Raw genomic sequence first — 16,896 nt, forward strand, 5'->3', positions numbered from 1 at the left:
TCCTTTACCTGTCCCGTCGTACGTGATGCGTGTGTGACGGAACAGAGGCGCAACCGGTTCCCCTGGCCCCTAGGCCGTCCTAGTCGCCGTACGCGGCGGTGGAGGCGATCAGCCGGGCCGAGGCCGACGGGACGCTGACGCCGTGGATCTGCGACGGTGCCACACGGTCCGGGCGGGGGCCCTGCGGAACCGCCCAGTGCGGGGCCATCCGGGCGCAGTCGCCCAGCAGCCGTGCGAAGCCGGGACGGGTCTCGGCGGTGAGGTCGGCGTACCCGAAGCCATCGGTGTAGGTCATGAGGGCACCGTAGGCACGGCTCGGCGGGCGGAGAAAGACCTACTACGGGGTAGTTTCGGACGGTCGGCCGCAGGCCGCGGACCGGGTAGTTTTGAATGTCCCCTCGCCGTCCTTCGCAGGAGCATCCACGCCGTGCGTATCGCAGTCACCGGCTCCATCGCCACCGACCACCTCATGACCTTCCCCGGCCGTTTCGCCGACCAGCTGGTCGCGGACCAGCTGCACACGGTCTCCCTCTCCTTCCTCGTCGACAACCTCGACGTACGGCGGGGCGGTGTCGGCCCGAACATCTGCTTCGGCATGGGGCAGCTCGGCAGCCGCCCGGTCCTCGTCGGCGCGGCCGGCTCGGACTTCGACGAGTACCGCGCCTGGCTGGACCGCAACGGCGTCGACACCGAGTCCGTACGGATCTCCGAGGTGCTGCACACCGCGCGCTTCGTGTGCACCACGGACGCCGACCACAACCAGATCGGCTCCTTCTACACGGGCGCGATGAGCGAGGCCCGCCTGATCGAGCTGAAGGCCGTCGCCGACCGCGTGGGCGGCCTCGACCTTGTCCTCATCGGCGCGGACGACCCCGAGGCGATGCTGCGCCACACGGAGGAGTGCCGGACGCGCGGGATCCCCTTCGCCGCCGACTTCTCGCAGCAGATCGCCCGCATGGACGGCGAGAACATCCGCACCCTGATGGAGGGCGCGACGTACCTCTTCTCGAACGAGTACGAGAAGGGCCTCATCGAGTCGAAGTCCGGCTGGACCGACGAGGAGATCCTGGCGAAGGTCGGCACCCGCGTGACCACGCTCGGCTCCAACGGCGTACGCATCGAGCGCGTCGGCCAGGAGCCGATCGTCGTCGGCTGCCCGGAGGAGACCGCGAAGGTCGACCCGACGGGCGTCGGCGACGCCTTCCGCGCCGGGTTCCTGACCGGCCTGGGCTGGGGCGTCGGCCTGGAGCGGGCGGCCCAGCTGGGCTGCATGCTGGCCACGCTGGTCATCGAGACCCTCGGCACGCAGGAGTACACGCTGGCCCGGGCGCACTTCATGGAGCGCTTCACCAAGGCCTACGGGGACACGGCCGCCGCCGAGGTCCGCGCCCACCTCTCCGTCTAGGCGGCGCCCTGCCGACCGGGCCGGCCCCGGCCCGACCGGTACGACACCCCCTGGCCCGGCGCCGCGCCCGTCCGGCCCGTCACACCACGCGGCGCACGGTGTACGCCCCGCCCACCTCGGCCGGGGTCTCGCCCAGGTAGGCGTGGCCGCGCATCGCGCACCAGGCCGGGATGTCCAGCCGGGCCACCTCGTCGTCCGACACCACCGTCACCGTCCCGCCCACCGGGACGGTGACGATGGCCCGGGCCAGTTCGATCACCGGCTGCGGGCAGCGCAGGCCCAGGGCGTCCAGCCGCAGGGAGTCCGCCACCGGCTCGCACGGCTCCGGTTCGCGCACCCCGAGCTTCTCCCGGACCCCGGCCACCGTCCGCGGCAGCACCTCCAGGAAGCCGTTCACCTCGTCCGCCGTGGTCCCGGCCGGCAGGGACACCCGTACGTTCCCCTCCGACAGCACCCCCATCGCCCGCAGGACATGGGACGGCGTCAGGGTCGAGCTGGTGCAGGAGGACCCGGAGGACACCGAGTAGCCGGCCCGGTCCAACTCGTGCAGCAGGGTCTCCCCGTCGACGTACAGGCAGGAGAACGTGACCAGGTGCGGCAGCCGCCGGTCGGGGTCGCCCACCACCTCCACGTCCGGCACCAGCCGGGCCACCCGGCGCCGGATCCGGTCCACCAGCAACCGCAGCCGGGCGGCCTCCACGTCGGCCTCGGCGCGCACCGCCCGCAGCGAGGCCGCCGCCGCGACGATCGCGGGGAGGTTGACGAAGCCGGGGGAGCGGCCCGACTCCCTTTCGTCCGGCGGGCCTTGAGGAGAGAAGCGGACCCCCTTGCGGACCGCCAGCAGCCCGACCCCGGGCGGACCGCCCCACTTGTGGGCGCTCGCGGCGAGCACGGACCACGCGCCCTCGACCCGGCCCCAGGCCAGCGACTGGGCGGCGTCCACCAGCAGCGGCACCCCGGCCGCGGCGCAGACCTCGGCCACGTCGGCCACCGGCTGTACGGTGCCCACCTCGTGGTTGGCCGACTGGAGGCAGGCCAGCGCGGTGTCCGGGCCGAGCACCGCGGCGTAGTCCGCCGGGTTCACCCCGCCGAACCGGTCGACCGGGACCTCGGTGACCGTCCCCCCGGCGGCGGCGTGGACTTCGGCCGCGTGCAGCACCGAACTGTGTTCGACCGCCGACACGACCAGATGGCCGCCGACGCGTCGGCGGCCGGCCAGGGCTCCCGCGAGGCCCGTGTGAACAGCGTGCGTCCCCGAAGGGGTGAACACCAGCTCGTCGGCGCGGCACCCCACCGCCTCGGCGGCCGCCTCCCGGGCCGCGTCCAGCAGCAGCCTGGCGCGCCGGCCCTCCCGGTACAGCCGGGCCGGGTCGGCCCAGCCCTCGTCCAGGGCGGCCTGCAGCGCCTGACGGGCCACGGGGTGCAGCGGGGCGGCTGAGGCGGTGTCGAAGTACGGCATCCGGCCACGCTAACCGGCGGCGCGGGCAGCCCGAGGTCAGGGGCCGTCAGATGTCTTCCCGAGACCGCCTTTCAGGGCCGGATGGCCCGTCCCCCGTACGGCGGATCCATCCCTTCGGGGGCAGTAGCGGCGCGTTGGGCACCCTCCCCGCGCGACCCCAAATAGCGTCCAGTAGGGTTTGGTCCGCATAAACATCCAAACCCCTGCCTGCGTCAGGGCCGGCGACCGACCCGAACACGGCCGCGGCCGGCCGCGCGGGCCGAGACTCTCGGGAAGGCGCTACGTGAGTCCCTACGGCTCCGACCGCTCGCCGCGGCGCCCGATGCGGCGGAAGCTGCTGCAGGCGCTGACTGCGGGCGTGGTCCTGGCGACCGCCACTGGTTGCTCGTACACATGGAAAGACTTCCCCCGCCTCGGAATGCCGACTCCGGTAACCGAGGAGGCGCCGCGCATCCTCTCCCTCTGGCAGGGATCCTGGGCGGCCGCGCTGATCACGGGCATCCTGGTGTGGGGCCTGATCATCTGGAGCGTCGTCTTCCATCGGCGCAGCCGGACGAAGATCGAGGTTCCGGCGCAGACCCGGTACAACATGCCCATCGAGGCGCTGTACACCGTGGTCCCGCTCATCATCGTCTCGGTGCTCTTCTACTTCACCGCGCGTGACGAGACGAAGCTGCTGTCCCTCTCCGAGAAGCCGAAGCACACGATCAACGTGGTCGGCTTCCAGTGGAGCTGGGGCTTCAACTACATCGAGGACGTCGACGGCGACCCCGCGACCCCGAAGCTTCCCGCCGCGCCGGCCCCGAAGGCCGGCGAGGAGAAGAAGGACGGGGCCGTTCAGGTCCCCAAGGAGCTCGCCTCCATCCCGGACCGCTTCGCCAAGGACTTCCCCGCGGGCGCCGAGGGCGTCTACACCAAGGGCGTCCCGGCCGACCGGAACCCGGACACGAACAACCCGGGTCCGACCCTCTGGCTCCCCAAGGGCGAGAAGGTCCGCTTCATCCTGTCGTCGAACGACGTCATCCACTCGTTCTGGGTGGTGCCCTTCCTCTTCAAGCAGGACGTCATCCCCGGCCACACCAACGTCTTCGAGGTGACCCCCACCCAGGAGGGCACCTTCATGGGCAAGTGCGCCGAGCTCTGCGGCGTCGACCACTCGCGCATGCTCTTCAATGTCAAGGTCGTCTCCCCCGAGGCCTACCGGGCACACCTCAAGGAGCTTGCCGAGAAGGGGCAGACCGGCTTCCTCCCGGCCGGCATCAAGCAGACTGACCCCGCCCGCAACTCGGAGGCGAACAAACTGTGAGCATCCTCAACGAATCTCAGGGTGCCGCCGCCGACTCGTATGAGAACGAGCTGCCGGTGCGGCGCAAGCAGCCGGGCAACGTGGTCGTCAAGTGGCTCACCACCACCGACCACAAGACCATCGGCACGATGTACCTGCTGACGTCGTTCGTGTTCTTCATCATCGGCGGGATCATGGCGCTCTTCATGCGCGCCGAGCTGGCCCGTCCGGGCACGCAGATCATGTCGAACGAGCAGTTCAACCAGGCGTTCACCATGCATGGCACGGTCATGCTGCTGATGTTCGCCACCCCGCTGTTCGCGGGCTTCGCGAACTGGATCATGCCGCTGCAGATCGGCGCGCCCGACGTGGCGTTCCCGCGGCTGAACATGTTCGCGTACTGGCTCTACCTCTTCGGCTCGACCATCGCGGTGGCCGGTTTCGTGACGCCGAACGGCGCCGCCGACTTCGGTTGGTTCGCGTACTCCCCGCTGACGGACGCGGTGCACTCGCCGGGCATCGGCAGCGACATGTGGATCATGGGTCTGGCCTTCTCGGGCTTCGGCACGATCCTCGGCTCGGTCAACTTCATCACCACGATCATCTGCATGCGCGCTCCGGGCATGACGATGTTCCGCATGCCGATCTTCACCTGGAACGTGCTGCTGACCGGTGTTCTGGTCCTGCTCGCCTTCCCGGTGCTGGCCGCCGCGCTCTTCGCGCTGGAGGCCGACCGCAAGTTCGGTGCGCACGTGTTCGACGCGGCCAACGGCGGCGCGCTGCTGTGGCAACACCTCTTCTGGTTCTTCGGGCACCCCGAGGTGTACATCATCGCCCTGCCGTTCTTCGGAATCGTCTCCGAAGTCATCCCGGTCTTCTCGCGCAAGCCGATGTTCGGTTACATCGGCCTGATCGCGGCGACGATCGCGATCGCCGGCCTCTCGGTGACCGTGTGGGCCCACCACATGTACGTCACCGGCGGTGTGCTGCTGCCGTTCTTCTCCTTCATGACCTTCCTGATCGCGGTACCGACCGGTGTGAAGTTCTTCAACTGGATCGGCACCATGTGGAAGGGCTCGCTGTCCTTCGAGACCCCGATGCTGTGGACGATCGGCTTCCTGGTCACCTTCACCTTCGGTGGTCTGACCGGCGTCATCCTGGCCTCGCCCCCGATGGACTTCCACGTCTCGGACTCGTACTTCGTGGTGGCGCACTTCCACTACGTGGTGTTCGGCACCGTCGTCTTCGCGATGTTCGCGGGCTTCCACTTCTGGTGGCCCAAGTTCACCGGCAAGATGCTCGACGAGCGCCTGGGCAAGATCACCTTCTGGACGCTGTTCATCGGCTTCCACGGCACCTTCCTGGTGCAGCACTGGCTGGGCGCCGAGGGCATGCCGCGTCGTTACGCGGACTACCTCAACGCCGACGGGTTCACCGCGCTGAACACCTTCTCCACGATCAGCTCGTTCCTGCTCGGCCTGTCGATGCTGCCGTTCATGTACAACGTCTGGAAGACGGCGAAGTACGGCAAGAAGATCGAGGTCGACGACCCGTGGGGCTACGGCCGTTCGCTCGAGTGGGCGACGTCCTGCCCGCCGCCGCGGCACAACTTCCTCACCCTTCCGCGGATCCGCTCCGAATCCCCGGCGTTCGACCTGCACCACCCTGAGATCGCGGCCCTCGACCACCTCGAGGACCACAGCGTGGCCACCAAGGCTGTCACCGGTGGCAAGGAGGCCGGCAAGTGAAGATCCAGGGCAAGATGTTCCTCTGGCTCTCCTTCTTCATCCTGATCATGGCCGTCGTGTACGGCGTGTGGTCGAAGGAGCCCGTAGGCACCACCGCGCTCTTCCTGGCCTTCGGCCTGAGCGTCATGATCGGCTACTACCTGGCCTTCACGGCCAAGCGCGTGGACGAGATGGCCCAGGACAACCTGGAGGCCGACGTCGCCGACGAGGCGGGCGAGCTGGGGTTCTTCTCCCCGCACAGCTGGCAGCCGCTCTCGCTGGGCATCGGTGGCGCGCTCGCCTTCATGAGCGTCGTCTTCGGCTGGTGGCTCATGTACTTCTCGGCCCCGATCATCATGATCGGCCTGTGGGGCTGGGTGTACGAGTACTACCGCGGTGAGAACCAGAACCAGTAGCAGCACCCACGCGTGGCACCAGGGGCCCGGACACCTCGAACAGAGGAGTCCGGGCCCCTCGTTTGCAGTCATCCCGCGCGCCGTAATTGTCATATCTTCATAGCGTTGGCTCCATGAACCAGTCACCGCGTCTTTGGACGGTACTCAGCTGCTCCCTGCTGGTCGCGTCCCTCGGGGCCGGCGCCACCGCATGCGGGTCCGGCGACAACAACCCGCTGTCAGCCCGCCCGTTTGACGCGGGCGACAGGGTCGCCTTCAACCAGGCCGCCGGCAGCCGTCCCGTGGACCCCAACCGGCCCCTGGAGGTCACGGCCAAGACCGGCGGGGGCCGGATCACGGACGTGACCGCCGTGGACACCCACGGCCGCCGGCTGGCGGGCGAGCTCACCGCCACCGGCGACCGCTGGCACAGCACCGTCCCGATGGCCGCCGGAGTCCGCTACTCGGTCATCGTGAGCACCGAGGACGAGCGGGGCGCCCCAGGGCAGCGCACGCTCGCCTTCGACACCACCCCGGCCAAGAAGGTCCTCCAGGTGGAATTCGGCCCTGAGGCGGGCAAATACGGCGTCGGACAGCCCATCACGGCCGAACTCAGCGAGCCCGTCAAGGACAAGGCCGCCCGCGCGCTCGTCGAGCGGGGGCTGGTCGTCGACGCTCCGGCCGGCGTCGAGGGCGCCTGGTACTGGGTGGACGACAAGACGCTCCACTACCGGCCCAAGGACTACTGGCCGGCCAACACCGAGGTCTCCGCCCGCAGCAACCTGGAGGGCGTCAAGGTCTCCGACGACCTCTACGGCGCCGCCGCCAAGCCGCTGACGCTGGAGATCGGCGACCGCGTGGAGGTCACCACCGACGCCTCGTCGCACTACCTCACGTTCCGGCGCAACGGAGAAGTGATCAACACCATTCCGGTGACCACCGGAAAGCCGGGCTTCTCCACCCGCAACGGGGTCAAGGTGGTCCTGGGCAAGCAGTACTTCGTCCAGATGCGCGGCGACACCGTCGGCATCGGCGGCAGCGAGTACTACAACCTGCCCGTCTACTACGCGACCCGCGTCACCTGGAGTGGTGAATACGTCCACGCCGCCCCGTGGTCCGTGGGTTCCCAGGGCTACGAGAACGTCAGCCACGGCTGCACCGGCATGAGCACGGGCAACGCGGCCTGGTTCTACGAGAACATCACCGAGGGCGACATCGTCAAGGTGATCAACAGCATCGGCGACGACATGGACACCTTCGGGAACGGGTACGGCGACTGGAACCTGGACTGGAAGGAATGGCGCGAGGGAAGCGCCCTCCTCAAGGGGACCCAGGACGGCCGCAGCCCCGTCGACCAGGCCCGGCTCCGCCCGCAGGTCTGAACCGGCGCGCGCGGGGGCGCCACAACCCCCCGAAAGAGGCCCCGGACCGGCCCTCGAGGAGTCCTCACGGGCTCCTCGAGGGCCGCTTCCGTCCGAGCGGGCCCCCGGCCCGGCTACGCGTCCAGGGCCAGCCGGGGGCGCAGCAGGCCCGCCAGGGCCTCGGGGAAGGCCACCGGGTCGACCGGAAGGGTCACGGCCGCGTCCGCGCGGCTCCAGGTGGCCAGCCAGGCGTCCTGAGGGCGCCCCATCAGCAGCAGCACCGGGGGGCACCGGAAGATCTCGTCCTTGATCTGCCGGCACACGCCCATGCCCCCGGCCGGGACCGCCTCGCCGTCCAGCACGCACACGTCGATGCCGCCCGCGTCCAGCTGGGACAGGACCGCCGGAAGGGTCGCGCACTCCACGTACTCCACCGGCGGCAGGTCCGCGGCCGGCCTGCGCCCGGCGGCCAGCCGCACCTGCTCCCGGGTGCCCGCGTCGTCGCTGTAGACCAGAACTCGCGCAGTCGCCCGCATTTCGTTCCTCCACGTGTCCCGTGAATCACGTTGATGTTGCGCGGGATGCTACTCCGTCCGACCCGGTGTCAACATCGGTTCGCACAGCCTCGCGACCCTACGTCCGTACGCCGATCTGATGGGCCGTTCGGGCCTTGCACACGGCCCTGACACTCCGAACGGCACCCCCCGGGGTGAGGGCGGGATAAGCGACCGACATAATGTCGGTCGTGGCGACAGCAACGACAGTAGATACCGGGCACGCGCACCCGACGGTCAACCGGCCGAACCTCGTCAGCGTCGGAACCATCATCTGGTTGAGTTCCGAGCTGATGTTCTTCGCGGCCCTCTTCGCGATGTACTTCACCCTGCGATCCGTGACGGGTGCCGAGTACTGGACAGAACAGGCTTCGGCCTTGAATCTGCCCTTCTCGGCGACGAACACAACGATCCTGGTGCTCTCCTCGCTCACCTGCCAGCTCGGCGTATTCGCAGCCGAGCGCGGTGACGTGAAGAAGCTCCGGACGTGGTTCATCATCACGTTCGTCATGGGTGCGATCTTCATTGGCGGCCAGGTGTTCGAGTACACCGAGCTGGTCAAGCACGAGGGCATGTCTCTCTCGTCCGGCCCGTACGGATCGGTGTTCTACCTGACCACCGGCTTCCACGGTATGCACGTGACGGGCGGTCTCATCGCCTTCCTGCTGGTCCTCGGCCGGACGTACGCGGCCAAGAGGTTCACCCACGAACAGGCCACGTCGGCCATCGTCGTGTCCTACTACTGGCACTTCGTCGATGTCGTCTGGATCGGCCTCTTCGCGACGATCTACCTGATCAAGTAGCGAACACGTCGCCGGGCCCGGCCCGGCACTCCATCCAGAAACACCGACGCAGAAGATCCTGACACCGGGGTAATCCGTGAAAAAGCTCTCCGCACGACGACGCCATCCGCTGGCGGCGGTCGTCGTTCTACTTCTCGCGCTGGCGGCCACTGGGGGGCTTTACGCCGCCTTCGCCCCCGCGGGCAAGGCGCAGGCCGATGAAACCGCCCAGTCCCTCGCCATCGAGGAGGGCAAGAAGCTCTACGCCGTGGGCTGCGCAAGCTGCCACGGAACCGGCGGTCAGGGTTCCTCTGACGGCCCGAGCCTGGTCGGCGTCGGCGCCGCAGCCGTCGACTTCCAGGTGAGCACGGGCCGCATGCCCGCCCAGCAGCCCGGCGCCCAGGTGCCGAAGAAGCCGGCGATCTACTCCCAGGCGCAGATCGACCAGCTGGCGGCGTACATCTCGTCCCTCGGCGCCGGCCCGGCCACGCCGACCGAGAAGCAGTACGACCCCGCGGGTGCCAACATCGCCAAGGGTGGTGAGCTGTTCCGCAACAACTGCGCGCAGTGCCACAACTTCACCGGCGAGGGCGGCGCCCTGACGCACGGCAAGTACGCCCCCAACCTTGAGGACGTCGAGCCGAAGCACATCTACGAGGCCATGCTCACCGGCCCGCAGAACATGCCCTCCTTCCCCGACAGCACCATGCCGGAGAAGGAGAAGAAGGACATCATCGCGTACCTCCAGAACGTGAACGGCGAGAAGTCGGTCAGCCCTGGCGGCCTGAAGCTCGGTGGCCTCGGCCCCGTCTCCGAGGGTCTGTTCGGCTGGATCTTCGGTCTGGGTGCGCTGATCGCTGTCGCCGTCTGGGTCGCGGCCCACACCGCTAAGGCCAAGAAGTCATGAGTAGCCAAGACATTCCCGAAGAGAAGCACCTGCCGAGCGAGCAGGGCGACGCGCACCACGCTGGCGTAGCGGTCGCGGACGACCCGTTCGCCGACCCGGGCCTGCCGGTCCACAAGCCGCGCATCCAGGACATCGACGAGCGGGCCGCCAGGCGGTCCGAGCGCACGGTCGCGATGCTGTTCACGCTGTCGATGCTGGCCACTGTCGGCTTCATCGCCTCCTACGTGGCCATCCCGATCGAGAAGATCGTCTACATCTTCCCCATCGGGCGGGTGAGCGCGCTCAACTTCGCCCTGGGTCTGACCCTGGGCACCGCGCTCTTCTGCATCGGCGCGGGCGCGGTCCACTGGGCCCGCACCCTGATGTCCGACGTCGAGGTCGCCGACGAGCGCCACGAGATCGCCTCCGCGCCGGAGGTCAAGGCGAAGGTCCTCTCGGACTTCGCCGACGGCGCCCGCGAGTCCGACATCGGCCGCCGCAAGCTGATCCGCAACACGATGTTCGGCGCGCTGGCCCTGGTGCCGCTCTCCGGCGTCGTGCTCCTGCGCGACCTGGGCACGCTGCCCGAGGACAAGCTGCGCAAGACCGCCTGGGCCAAGGGCAAGCTGCTCATCAACCAGAACACGATGGAGCCGCTGCGTCCCGAGGACGTGCTCGTCGGTTCGCTGACCTTCGCCATGCCCGAGGGCCTGGAGGAGATCGAGCACTCCGATCCGGAGCAGTTCCAGATCGAGATCGGCAAGGCCGCCCTGATGATCGTCCGGATCCAGCCGGAGGACATCAAGGACAAGCAGGAGCTGGAGTGGTCCCAGGACGGGATCGTGGCCTACTCCAAGATCTGCACCCACGTCGGCTGTCCCATCAGCCTGTACGAGCAGCAGACGCACCACGTGCTCTGCCCGTGCCACCAGTCCACCTTCGACCTTTCCGACGGCGCCCGAGTCATCTTCGGCCCGGCTGGTCACGCGCTTCCGCAGCTGCGGATCGGCGTCAATGACGAAGGTTTCCTCGAGGCGCTCGGCGACTTCGAAGAGCCCGTCGGTCCTGCTTTCTGGGAGCGCGGATGAGCACTGCCACTGACACCACGACGGCGCGCAAAGCGCCGGCCGGCGAGCGTGTAGCCGACTGGGCGGACGGCCGCCTGGGCATCTACGGCCTCGCCAAGGCGAACATGCGCAAGATCTTCCCGGACCACTGGTCCTTCATGCTGGGTGAGATCTGCCTCTACGCCTTCGTCATCATCATCCTCACGGGTGTGTACCTGACGCTGTTCTTCCACCCGAGCATGAACGAGGTCGTCTACGACGGCTCGTACGTGCCGATGCAGGGCGTCCAGATGTCCGAGGCCTTCGCCTCGACGCTGGACATCAGCTTCGACGTCCGCGGCGGTCTGCTCATCCGGCAGATCCACCACTGGGCGGCACTGATCTTCGTCGCGGCGATGGTCGTGCACATGATGCGCGTCTTCTTCACGGGTGCGTTCCGCAAGCCGCGCGAGGTCAACTGGATCTTCGGCTTCCTGCTGCTGGTCCTCGGCATGTTCACCGGTTTCACCGGTTACTCCCTGCCGGACGACCTGCTCTCGGGCACCGGTGTCCGCTTCATGGAGGGCGCGATCCTGTCCGTGCCGATCGTCGGCACGTACCTGTCGTTCTTCCTCTTCGGCGGCGAGTTCCCGGGCGGCGACTTCGTCGCACGGTTCTACTCGATCCACATCCTGCTGCTGCCCGGCATCATGATGGGCCTGCTGGTGGCCCACCTGATCCTGGTCGTGTTCCACAAGCACACCCAGTACGCAGGCCCCGGCAAGACCGAGAAGAACGTCGTCGGCATGCCGCTGCTGCCGGTCTACATGGCCAAGGCCGGAGGCTTCTTCTTCCTGGTCTTCGGTGTCATCGCGGCCATCGCGGCGATCGCCTCGATCAACCCGATCTGGGCGCTCGGCCCGTACCGCCCGGACCACGTGTCCACCGGTGCGCAGCCCGACTGGTACATGGGTATGCCGGAAGGCCTGATCCGAGCCATGCCGGGCTGGGAGATCAACCTGTGGGGCCACACCCTCGTCCTGGGTGTGTTCGTCCCGCTGCTGCTCTTCCCGCTGGTGCTGGGCGCGATCGCCGTCTGGCCGTTCATCGAGTCCTGGGTCACCGGGGACAAGCGCGAGCACCACATCCTGGACCGCCCGCGCAACGTCCCGACCCGTACGGCCTTCGGTGTCGCCTGGATCGCGGAGTACATCGTGCTCCTCATCGGCGGCGGCAACGACATGTTCGCCCAGTTCTTCCACCTGTCGATCAACTCGATCACCTGGTTCGTCCGGATCGGCTTCTTCGCCGTCCCGGTCCTCGCCTTCATCGTCACCAAGCGGATCTGCCTCGGCCTCCAGCGCCGGGACCGGGACAAGGTGCTGCACGGTCGCGAGACCGGCATCATCAAGCGCCTCCCGCACGGTGAGTTCGTCGAGGTCCACGAGCCGCTGTCGCAGGGGCAGCTGCACACGATCACCTCGCACGAGCAGTACCAGCCGCTCGAACTCGGCCCGACGGTCGACGAGAACGGTGTCGAGCGCAAGCTCAAGGCCACGGAGAAGCTCCGCGCGAAGCTCAGCAAGGGCATGTTCGCGGAGAACAACCAGATTCCGAAGCCCACGGTGGAGGAGTACAAGGAGATCCAGAGCGGCCACGGCCACCACTGATCTCCGCGTGACCGCTTGAACGCATGAGGGATTGATTTCGGTCAATCCTGGTGTCGCCACGGCGAGAGCCCCGTCCAGTGTCTGGACGGGGCTCTTTGCCGTCCTGCCCGGCTGGATAGGCTGAGGCCCTTCCCATTCGACGTGGGCGGTGAGTACGGGCGCGGCCCACTAGCAGCAGGAGCGGACCATGAACGTTGCGACCCCGGCAGGCGGCGACAGCGTGGCGGCCCGCGGCTGGCCGGGCGTTCTCGACGCCCTGCTGACCGGCCGGGACCTGCGCGCCGAGGACACGGCCTGGGCCATGGACAGGATCATGCGCGGGGAGGCCACCGACGCCCAGATCGCGGGCTTCGTGGTCGCGCTGCGGGCCAAGGGGGAGACGGTCGAGGAGATCAGCGGGCTCGTCGGGAGCATGTACGAGCACGCCAACCTGATCGAGGTGCCGGGCCGGACGGTGGACATCGTCGGGACCGGCGGCGACGGGGCCAAAACGGTGAACATCTCCACCATGTCGGCGATCGTGGTGGCCGGTACGGGCGCCAAGGTGGTCAAGCACGGCAACAGGGCCGCGTCCTCCGCCAGCGGCTCCTCGGACGTCCTGGAGAAGCTCGGCGTCAACCTGGACCTGGCCCCCGCACGGGTGGTGGAGGTCGCGGCGGAAGCCGGCATCACCTTCTGCTTCGCCGTGAAGTTCCACCCCGCGCTGCGGCACGTGGCGGCGGCCCGCAAGGAGCTGGGCATCCGGACCCTGTTCAACTTCCTCGGCCCGCTGACCAACCCGGCCCGGGTCCGTTCCCAGGCGACCGGCGTGGCCGACCCCCGGGTGGCCCCCATCGTCGCGGGCGTACTCGCCGACCGGGGTTCCTCGGCGCTCGTGTTCCGGGGCGACGACGGCCTCGACGAGCTCACCATCACCTCCACCTCCCGGGTGTGGTGGGTCCGGGACGGCTCGGTCACCGAGCTGCCCTTCGACCCGCGTGACGTCGGGATCGAGCTGGTCGACGTGTCCGCGCTGCGGGGCGGGGACCCCTCCTACAACGCGGACGTGGCCCGCCGGCTGCTGGCCGGCGAGACCGGCCCGGTACGGGACGCCGTCCTGCTGAACTCGGCGGCGGCCCTGGTGGCACTGGACCCGGGCAGCGGCTCCCTGGAGGAGCAGATCGCGGCGGGCATCGCCCGGGCGGCCGAGTCCATCGACTCGGGCGCGGCCAGGGCGGCGCTGGAGCGCTGGGTGGCCGCGAGCAACGCCTGACCCCTTTCGGGCCATTCCGGCCAAGGCCCCGGTCCAGCATGCGGACCGGGGTCTTGCGCACGGCGGATCTTGTGGCAGGATTCTGGTCAGGTCACGAGCGACAGCGTTTTGCCCCGGCTTGCTGTCCGGCAACCCTCCTTCCGTGGCGGGGTGCCCCGGGTGATGACCAGGTCGTAGGCAGTGAGGTCTACGGCAAGCGCGGATCCCTCGACACCAGGGATCCTGGTCTCTCGAGGAGCGTTTTCCGTGAGCAAGCGAATGCGATAGGGCGAGTCCGCCCCTTCTTCAACCCTCGGAACAGGGCCACTTCCGCGTACCTCCGTACGCCCTCCCCGTGCTCCGAGGTCATCCCGTACCCCGGTCGGCCGCAGAGCCGTACCCGCGTACGGGCACACCGAAGCCATTCCGCCCTGCCTGCCGGGAGATACCGCCATGTCCGCAACCCTGAACACCGCCAGCGCCGCCGACGCCGCCGTCACCGTCGACCCCGCGTGTGCCGAGCCGCTGCCCGTGCTCGGCCGTGACGTCACCGTGCCGCTGGTCACCGGCGGCGAGGTCACCTACGCCGCCCTCGACTACGCCGCCAGCGCCCCCGCCCTGCAGCGCGTGTGGGACGACGTGGCCGCCTACGCCCCGTACTACGGCAGCGTCCACCGCGGCGCCGGGTACCTCTCGCAGCTCTCCACGGACCTCTTCGAGCAGAGCCGGGTCACCGTCGCGGAGTTCCTCGACTGCCGTCCCGCCGACCAGGTCGTCTTCACCCGGTCCACCACCGACTCCCTGAACCTGCTCGCCGCCGCGCTCCCGGCCGACTGCCAGGTCTTCGTCTTCGAGACCGAGCACCACGCCTCGCTGCTGCCGTGGGGGGACGCGCGGGTCACGTACCTCAACGCCCCGCGCACCCCGGCCCAGGCCGTCGAGACCCTGGAGCGCGCGCTGGCCGACCGGGAGCCCTACGGCCCGGCCCTGGTCTGCGTCACCGGCGCGTCCAACGTCACCGGTGAGCTGTGGCCGGTGAAGGAGCTCGCCGCCGCCGCGCACGCCCACGGCGCGCGGATCGTGCTGGACGCCGCCCAGCTGGCCCCGCACCACCCCGTCTCCGTGCAGGAGCTGGACGTGGACTGGGTCGCCTTCTCGGGCCACAAGCTCTACGCCCCCTTCGGCTCGGGAGTCCTGGCCGGCCGGGCGGACTGGCTCCAGCAGGCCGAGCCGTACCTCGCGGGCGGCGGCGCCTCCCGCAAGGTCGCCCGGCGCGAGGACGGCGGCGTGGACGTCGAGTGGCACACCACGCCCGCCCGCCACGAGGCCGGCTCCCCGAACGTCATCGGCGTCTACTCCATCGCCTCCGCCTGCAAGGCCCTGACCGAGGCCGGCTTCGACAGCCTCGTCGCCCGCGAGCGGCACCTCATCGCGCGCGTCCGCGAGGGCCTCGCGGACGTCCCGGCCGTCCGGGTCCTGTCGCTGTTCGGGGACGACGCCCCGCGCGTCGGCGTCATCTCCTTCGTCGTCGACGGCTGGAACAGCTCGCACTTCGCGGCCGCCCTGTCCGCCGAGTACGGCATCGGCGTCCGCGACGGCCTCTTCTGCGCGCACCCGCTGGTCCGCACCCTGCTCGGCAGCGAGCCGCAGGCCCAGGGCGAGTGCGGGGCCCCCGAAGCGGCCCCGGGGGAGCGCTCGCTGAACGCGATCCGCGTCAGCTTCGGCGCGGGCACCCCCGACGAGCACGTCGAGCGTTTCGTCCGCGCGGTCAAGGACCTCGTCGCGGACGGCGCCAAGTGGCAGTACCGCACCGAAGAGGGCCGCTGCGTCCCCGTCTCCTGACGCGCCTCCACCAGCTTCGCGGCATGCCGTACCGGGATCCGATACCGACCGGCCGGGCGCTCGTGGGCAGGCCCCTGCCGCTGTGGCAGGGCGCCTTGGTGGAGCAGGACCGGTCCCTGCCGGCGCCCGGCCGGGGGAGACCCTGCCGGGGCTGTGAACCCGCGGAGCGCTAGGCGTCGAGGCCGATCGCGAAGGCGGCTTCCAGGTCGTGCTGGGAGTACGTACGGAACGCCACGTGGGTGTCCGTCGCCTCGACGCCGGGGATCTTGCTGATGCGGCCCGGGATGATGTCCGCCAGGTTCTCGTGGCGGGCCACCCGGACCAGGGCGATCAGGTCGTACGTCCCGGTGACGGAGTAGACCTCGCTGACGCTGTCCAGTGCGGCGATGGACTCGGCGATCTCGGGGATGCGGTCCACGCTGGTCTTGATGAGCACGATCGCGGTGATCACGGTTGGCTGTCTCCCTCGCCGGCAGTCGCTGGTCGCCTCACTCTAGTCGTACGCCGATACCGCACCCACGCGTAGCCGAAGCCCAGCGAGAAGCCCACCACGTGGGCCAGGTACGCGACTCCCGGACCGCTTTCCGCGCGGTGGGCCGCCACCCACTGGAGGACGAACCAGAACATCAGCACGATCCACGCGGGGAACCGCAGCGGCAGGAAGAAGAGGAACGGGAACAGGCTCGTCACCCGGGCGCGCGGGAACAGGCACAGGAACGCGCCCAGCACCGCCGAGATCGCGCCGGAAGCGCCGACCAGGGTCTGGTCCGAGGAGGCGTTCGCCGCCGCGTACGCGGCCAGGGCGAGGTAGCCCGTACTGATGTAGAAGACGAGGAAGGCCGGGCGGCCCATCCGCTCCTCCGTCATCGCGCCGAAGACGTGCAGGAAGAGCATGTTGCCGAGCAGGTGCAGCCAGCTGCCGTGGACGAACAGCGCGGTCAGCGGCGTGAGCAGGGCTCTGGCCGTGCCCGAGAAGAGCCCGTCCGGGACCACGCCCCAGCGCCGGAAGTACGCCGTGCCCGTCGCCAGCAGCTCGTCACCCGTTCCGTAGACCGGGTTCATGCCCGAGGCGGGGCCGAGCAGGAACACCACGCAGCATCCGGCGATCAGCGCGTGGGTGACCACCGGCCCCCGGGCCGCCTCGCGTACGGCCTGCCACCTTACGATCATGCGACCGAGCATGGCCCAACCCGACCCACCTGAAGCGGTGGCAGGCCGTAGGGTTACGAGCTGTGCCGTCGTCCGGAGCAGAC

16 protein-coding genes and 1 riboswitch are annotated in these 16,896 nt (G+C 69.2%); of the genes, 11 read left to right on the plus strand and 5 right to left on the minus strand.

What is annotated here, in order from left to right:
* Positions 1-79 precede the first annotated feature (79 nt).
* On the minus strand, positions 80-295 hold the full coding sequence (locus ACZ4TG_RS23405; RefSeq protein ID WP_468165856.1) for a hypothetical protein: 216 nt from the start codon (positions 293-295) through the stop codon (positions 80-82).
* 132 nt (positions 296-427) lie between these two features.
* Between ACZ4TG_RS23405 and ACZ4TG_RS23410 the strand changes: the two genes are divergently transcribed.
* Positions 428-1,405, plus strand: coding sequence for a carbohydrate kinase family protein (locus ACZ4TG_RS23410; RefSeq protein ID WP_468165858.1), 978 nt, complete (start codon positions 428-430; stop codon positions 1,403-1,405).
* 79 nt (positions 1,406-1,484) lie between these two features.
* Here the strand turns inward: ACZ4TG_RS23410 and ACZ4TG_RS23415 are convergent, their stop codons facing one another.
* Positions 1,485-2,864, minus strand: coding sequence for an aminotransferase class V-fold PLP-dependent enzyme (locus ACZ4TG_RS23415; RefSeq protein WP_468165860.1), 1,380 nt, complete (start codon positions 2,862-2,864; stop codon positions 1,485-1,487).
* A 283-nt stretch (positions 2,865-3,147) separates the two neighbouring features.
* Here ACZ4TG_RS23415 and ctaC point away from each other — a divergent pair, with 283 nt between their 5' ends.
* The 4 genes from ctaC to ACZ4TG_RS23435 all read left to right on the plus strand — a co-directional run bounded on the left by ctaC (position 3,148) and on the right by ACZ4TG_RS23435 (position 7,653).
* The gene (gene ctaC, locus ACZ4TG_RS23420) at positions 3,148-4,170 is read left to right on the plus strand and encodes an aa3-type cytochrome oxidase subunit II (protein WP_468165862.1); all 1,023 of its coding nucleotides are present in this window, start codon (positions 3,148-3,150) and stop codon (positions 4,168-4,170) included.
* Positions 4,167-5,897, plus strand: a complete 1,731-nt coding sequence (ctaD, locus tag ACZ4TG_RS23425) for an aa3-type cytochrome oxidase subunit I (protein ID WP_468165864.1) — start codon at positions 4,167-4,169, stop codon at positions 5,895-5,897. Before ctaC ends, ctaD begins: the two co-directional genes overlap by 4 nt.
* Positions 5,894-6,292, plus strand: coding sequence for a cytochrome c oxidase subunit 4 (locus ACZ4TG_RS23430; RefSeq protein ID WP_468165866.1), 399 nt, complete (start codon positions 5,894-5,896; stop codon positions 6,290-6,292). The genes ctaD and ACZ4TG_RS23430 overlap by 4 nt, the downstream gene beginning before the upstream one ends.
* A gap of 113 nt (positions 6,293-6,405) precedes the next feature.
* Positions 6,406-7,653 (plus strand): L,D-transpeptidase, encoded by a 1,248-nt coding sequence (locus ACZ4TG_RS23435; protein ID WP_468165868.1) that lies wholly within the window; start codon positions 6,406-6,408, stop codon positions 7,651-7,653.
* Between the two features lie 113 nt (positions 7,654-7,766).
* Here the strand turns inward: ACZ4TG_RS23435 and ACZ4TG_RS23440 are convergent, their stop codons facing one another.
* The gene (locus ACZ4TG_RS23440; protein WP_468165870.1) at positions 7,767-8,168 is read right to left on the minus strand and encodes a hypothetical protein; all 402 of its coding nucleotides are present in this window, start codon (positions 8,166-8,168) and stop codon (positions 7,767-7,769) included.
* Positions 8,169-8,368: 200 nt separating this feature from the next.
* On the opposite strand from ACZ4TG_RS23440, the gene ctaE reads away from it, so the two are divergent.
* The 6 genes from ctaE (at position 8,369) to ACZ4TG_RS23470 (ending at position 15,643) form a co-directional block, all read left to right on the plus strand.
* Positions 8,369-8,989, plus strand: a complete 621-nt coding sequence (gene ctaE, locus ACZ4TG_RS23445) for an aa3-type cytochrome oxidase subunit III (RefSeq protein WP_053676065.1) — start codon at positions 8,369-8,371, stop codon at positions 8,987-8,989.
* A gap of 76 nt (positions 8,990-9,065) precedes the next feature.
* Positions 9,066-9,875 (plus strand): cytochrome bc1 complex diheme cytochrome c subunit, encoded by an 810-nt coding sequence (qcrC, locus tag ACZ4TG_RS23450; protein WP_468165872.1) that lies wholly within the window; start codon positions 9,066-9,068, stop codon positions 9,873-9,875.
* Positions 9,872-10,942 (plus strand): cytochrome bc1 complex Rieske iron-sulfur subunit, encoded by a 1,071-nt coding sequence (gene qcrA, locus ACZ4TG_RS23455; RefSeq protein WP_468165874.1) that lies wholly within the window; start codon positions 9,872-9,874, stop codon positions 10,940-10,942. Before qcrC ends, qcrA begins: the two co-directional genes overlap by 4 nt.
* Positions 10,939-12,570, plus strand: a complete 1,632-nt coding sequence (gene qcrB / locus ACZ4TG_RS23460) for a cytochrome bc1 complex cytochrome b subunit (protein ID WP_468165876.1) — start codon at positions 10,939-10,941, stop codon at positions 12,568-12,570. The genes qcrA and qcrB overlap by 4 nt, the downstream gene beginning before the upstream one ends.
* A gap of 187 nt (positions 12,571-12,757) precedes the next feature.
* Positions 12,758-13,822, plus strand: a complete 1,065-nt coding sequence (trpD, locus tag ACZ4TG_RS23465) for an anthranilate phosphoribosyltransferase (protein WP_468165878.1) — start codon at positions 12,758-12,760, stop codon at positions 13,820-13,822.
* Between the two features lie 89 nt (positions 13,823-13,911).
* Positions 13,912-14,027: riboswitch (SAM riboswitch) on the plus strand.
* Positions 14,028-14,254: 227 nt separating this feature from the next.
* Positions 14,255-15,643, plus strand: coding sequence for an aminotransferase class V-fold PLP-dependent enzyme (locus ACZ4TG_RS23470; protein ID WP_468165881.1), 1,389 nt, complete (start codon positions 14,255-14,257; stop codon positions 15,641-15,643).
* A gap of 169 nt (positions 15,644-15,812) precedes the next feature.
* On the opposite strand, the gene ACZ4TG_RS23475 is transcribed toward ACZ4TG_RS23470, so the two are convergent.
* Positions 15,813-16,094: an Lrp/AsnC family transcriptional regulator gene (locus ACZ4TG_RS23475; protein ID WP_008738815.1), complete on the minus strand. Its 282-nt coding sequence runs from the start codon at positions 16,092-16,094 to the stop codon at positions 15,813-15,815.
* A complete protein-coding gene (locus ACZ4TG_RS23480) occupies positions 16,091-16,813 on the minus strand; it encodes a rhomboid family intramembrane serine protease (RefSeq protein ID WP_468165884.1) in 723 nt (240 codons plus the stop codon). Before ACZ4TG_RS23480 ends, ACZ4TG_RS23475 begins: the two co-directional genes overlap by 4 nt.
* Between the last annotated feature and the right edge of the window lie 83 nt (positions 16,814-16,896).

It is taken from the genome of Streptomyces sp. NPDC028314 (assembly GCF_055565795.1).

Bases quoted from the DNA above. Each gene is read 5' to 3' on its own strand.
- ACZ4TG_RS23405 (WP_468165856.1), bottom strand. From the start codon at position 295: ATGACCTACACCGATGGCTTCGGGTACGCCGACCTCACCGCCGAGACC.
- ACZ4TG_RS23415 (WP_468165860.1), bottom strand. From the start codon at position 2,864: ATGCCGTACTTCGACACCGCCTCAGCCGCCCCGCTGCACCCCGTGGCC.
- ACZ4TG_RS23435 (WP_468165868.1), top strand. From the start codon at position 6,406: ATGAACCAGTCACCGCGTCTTTGGACGGTACTCAGCTGCTCCCTGCTG.
- ACZ4TG_RS23440 (WP_468165870.1), bottom strand. From the start codon at position 8,168: ATGCGGGCGACTGCGCGAGTTCTGGTCTACAGCGACGACGCGGGCACC.
- ctaE (WP_053676065.1), top strand. From the start codon at position 8,369: ATGTCGGTCGTGGCGACAGCAACGACAGTAGATACCGGGCACGCGCAC.
- qcrA (WP_468165874.1), top strand. From the start codon at position 9,872: ATGAGTAGCCAAGACATTCCCGAAGAGAAGCACCTGCCGAGCGAGCAG.
- qcrB (WP_468165876.1), top strand. From the start codon at position 10,939: ATGAGCACTGCCACTGACACCACGACGGCGCGCAAAGCGCCGGCCGGC.
- trpD (WP_468165878.1), top strand. From the start codon at position 12,758: ATGAACGTTGCGACCCCGGCAGGCGGCGACAGCGTGGCGGCCCGCGGC.
- ACZ4TG_RS23470 (WP_468165881.1), top strand. From the start codon at position 14,255: ATGTCCGCAACCCTGAACACCGCCAGCGCCGCCGACGCCGCCGTCACC.
- ACZ4TG_RS23480 (WP_468165884.1), bottom strand. From the start codon at position 16,813: ATGATCGTAAGGTGGCAGGCCGTACGCGAGGCGGCCCGGGGGCCGGTG.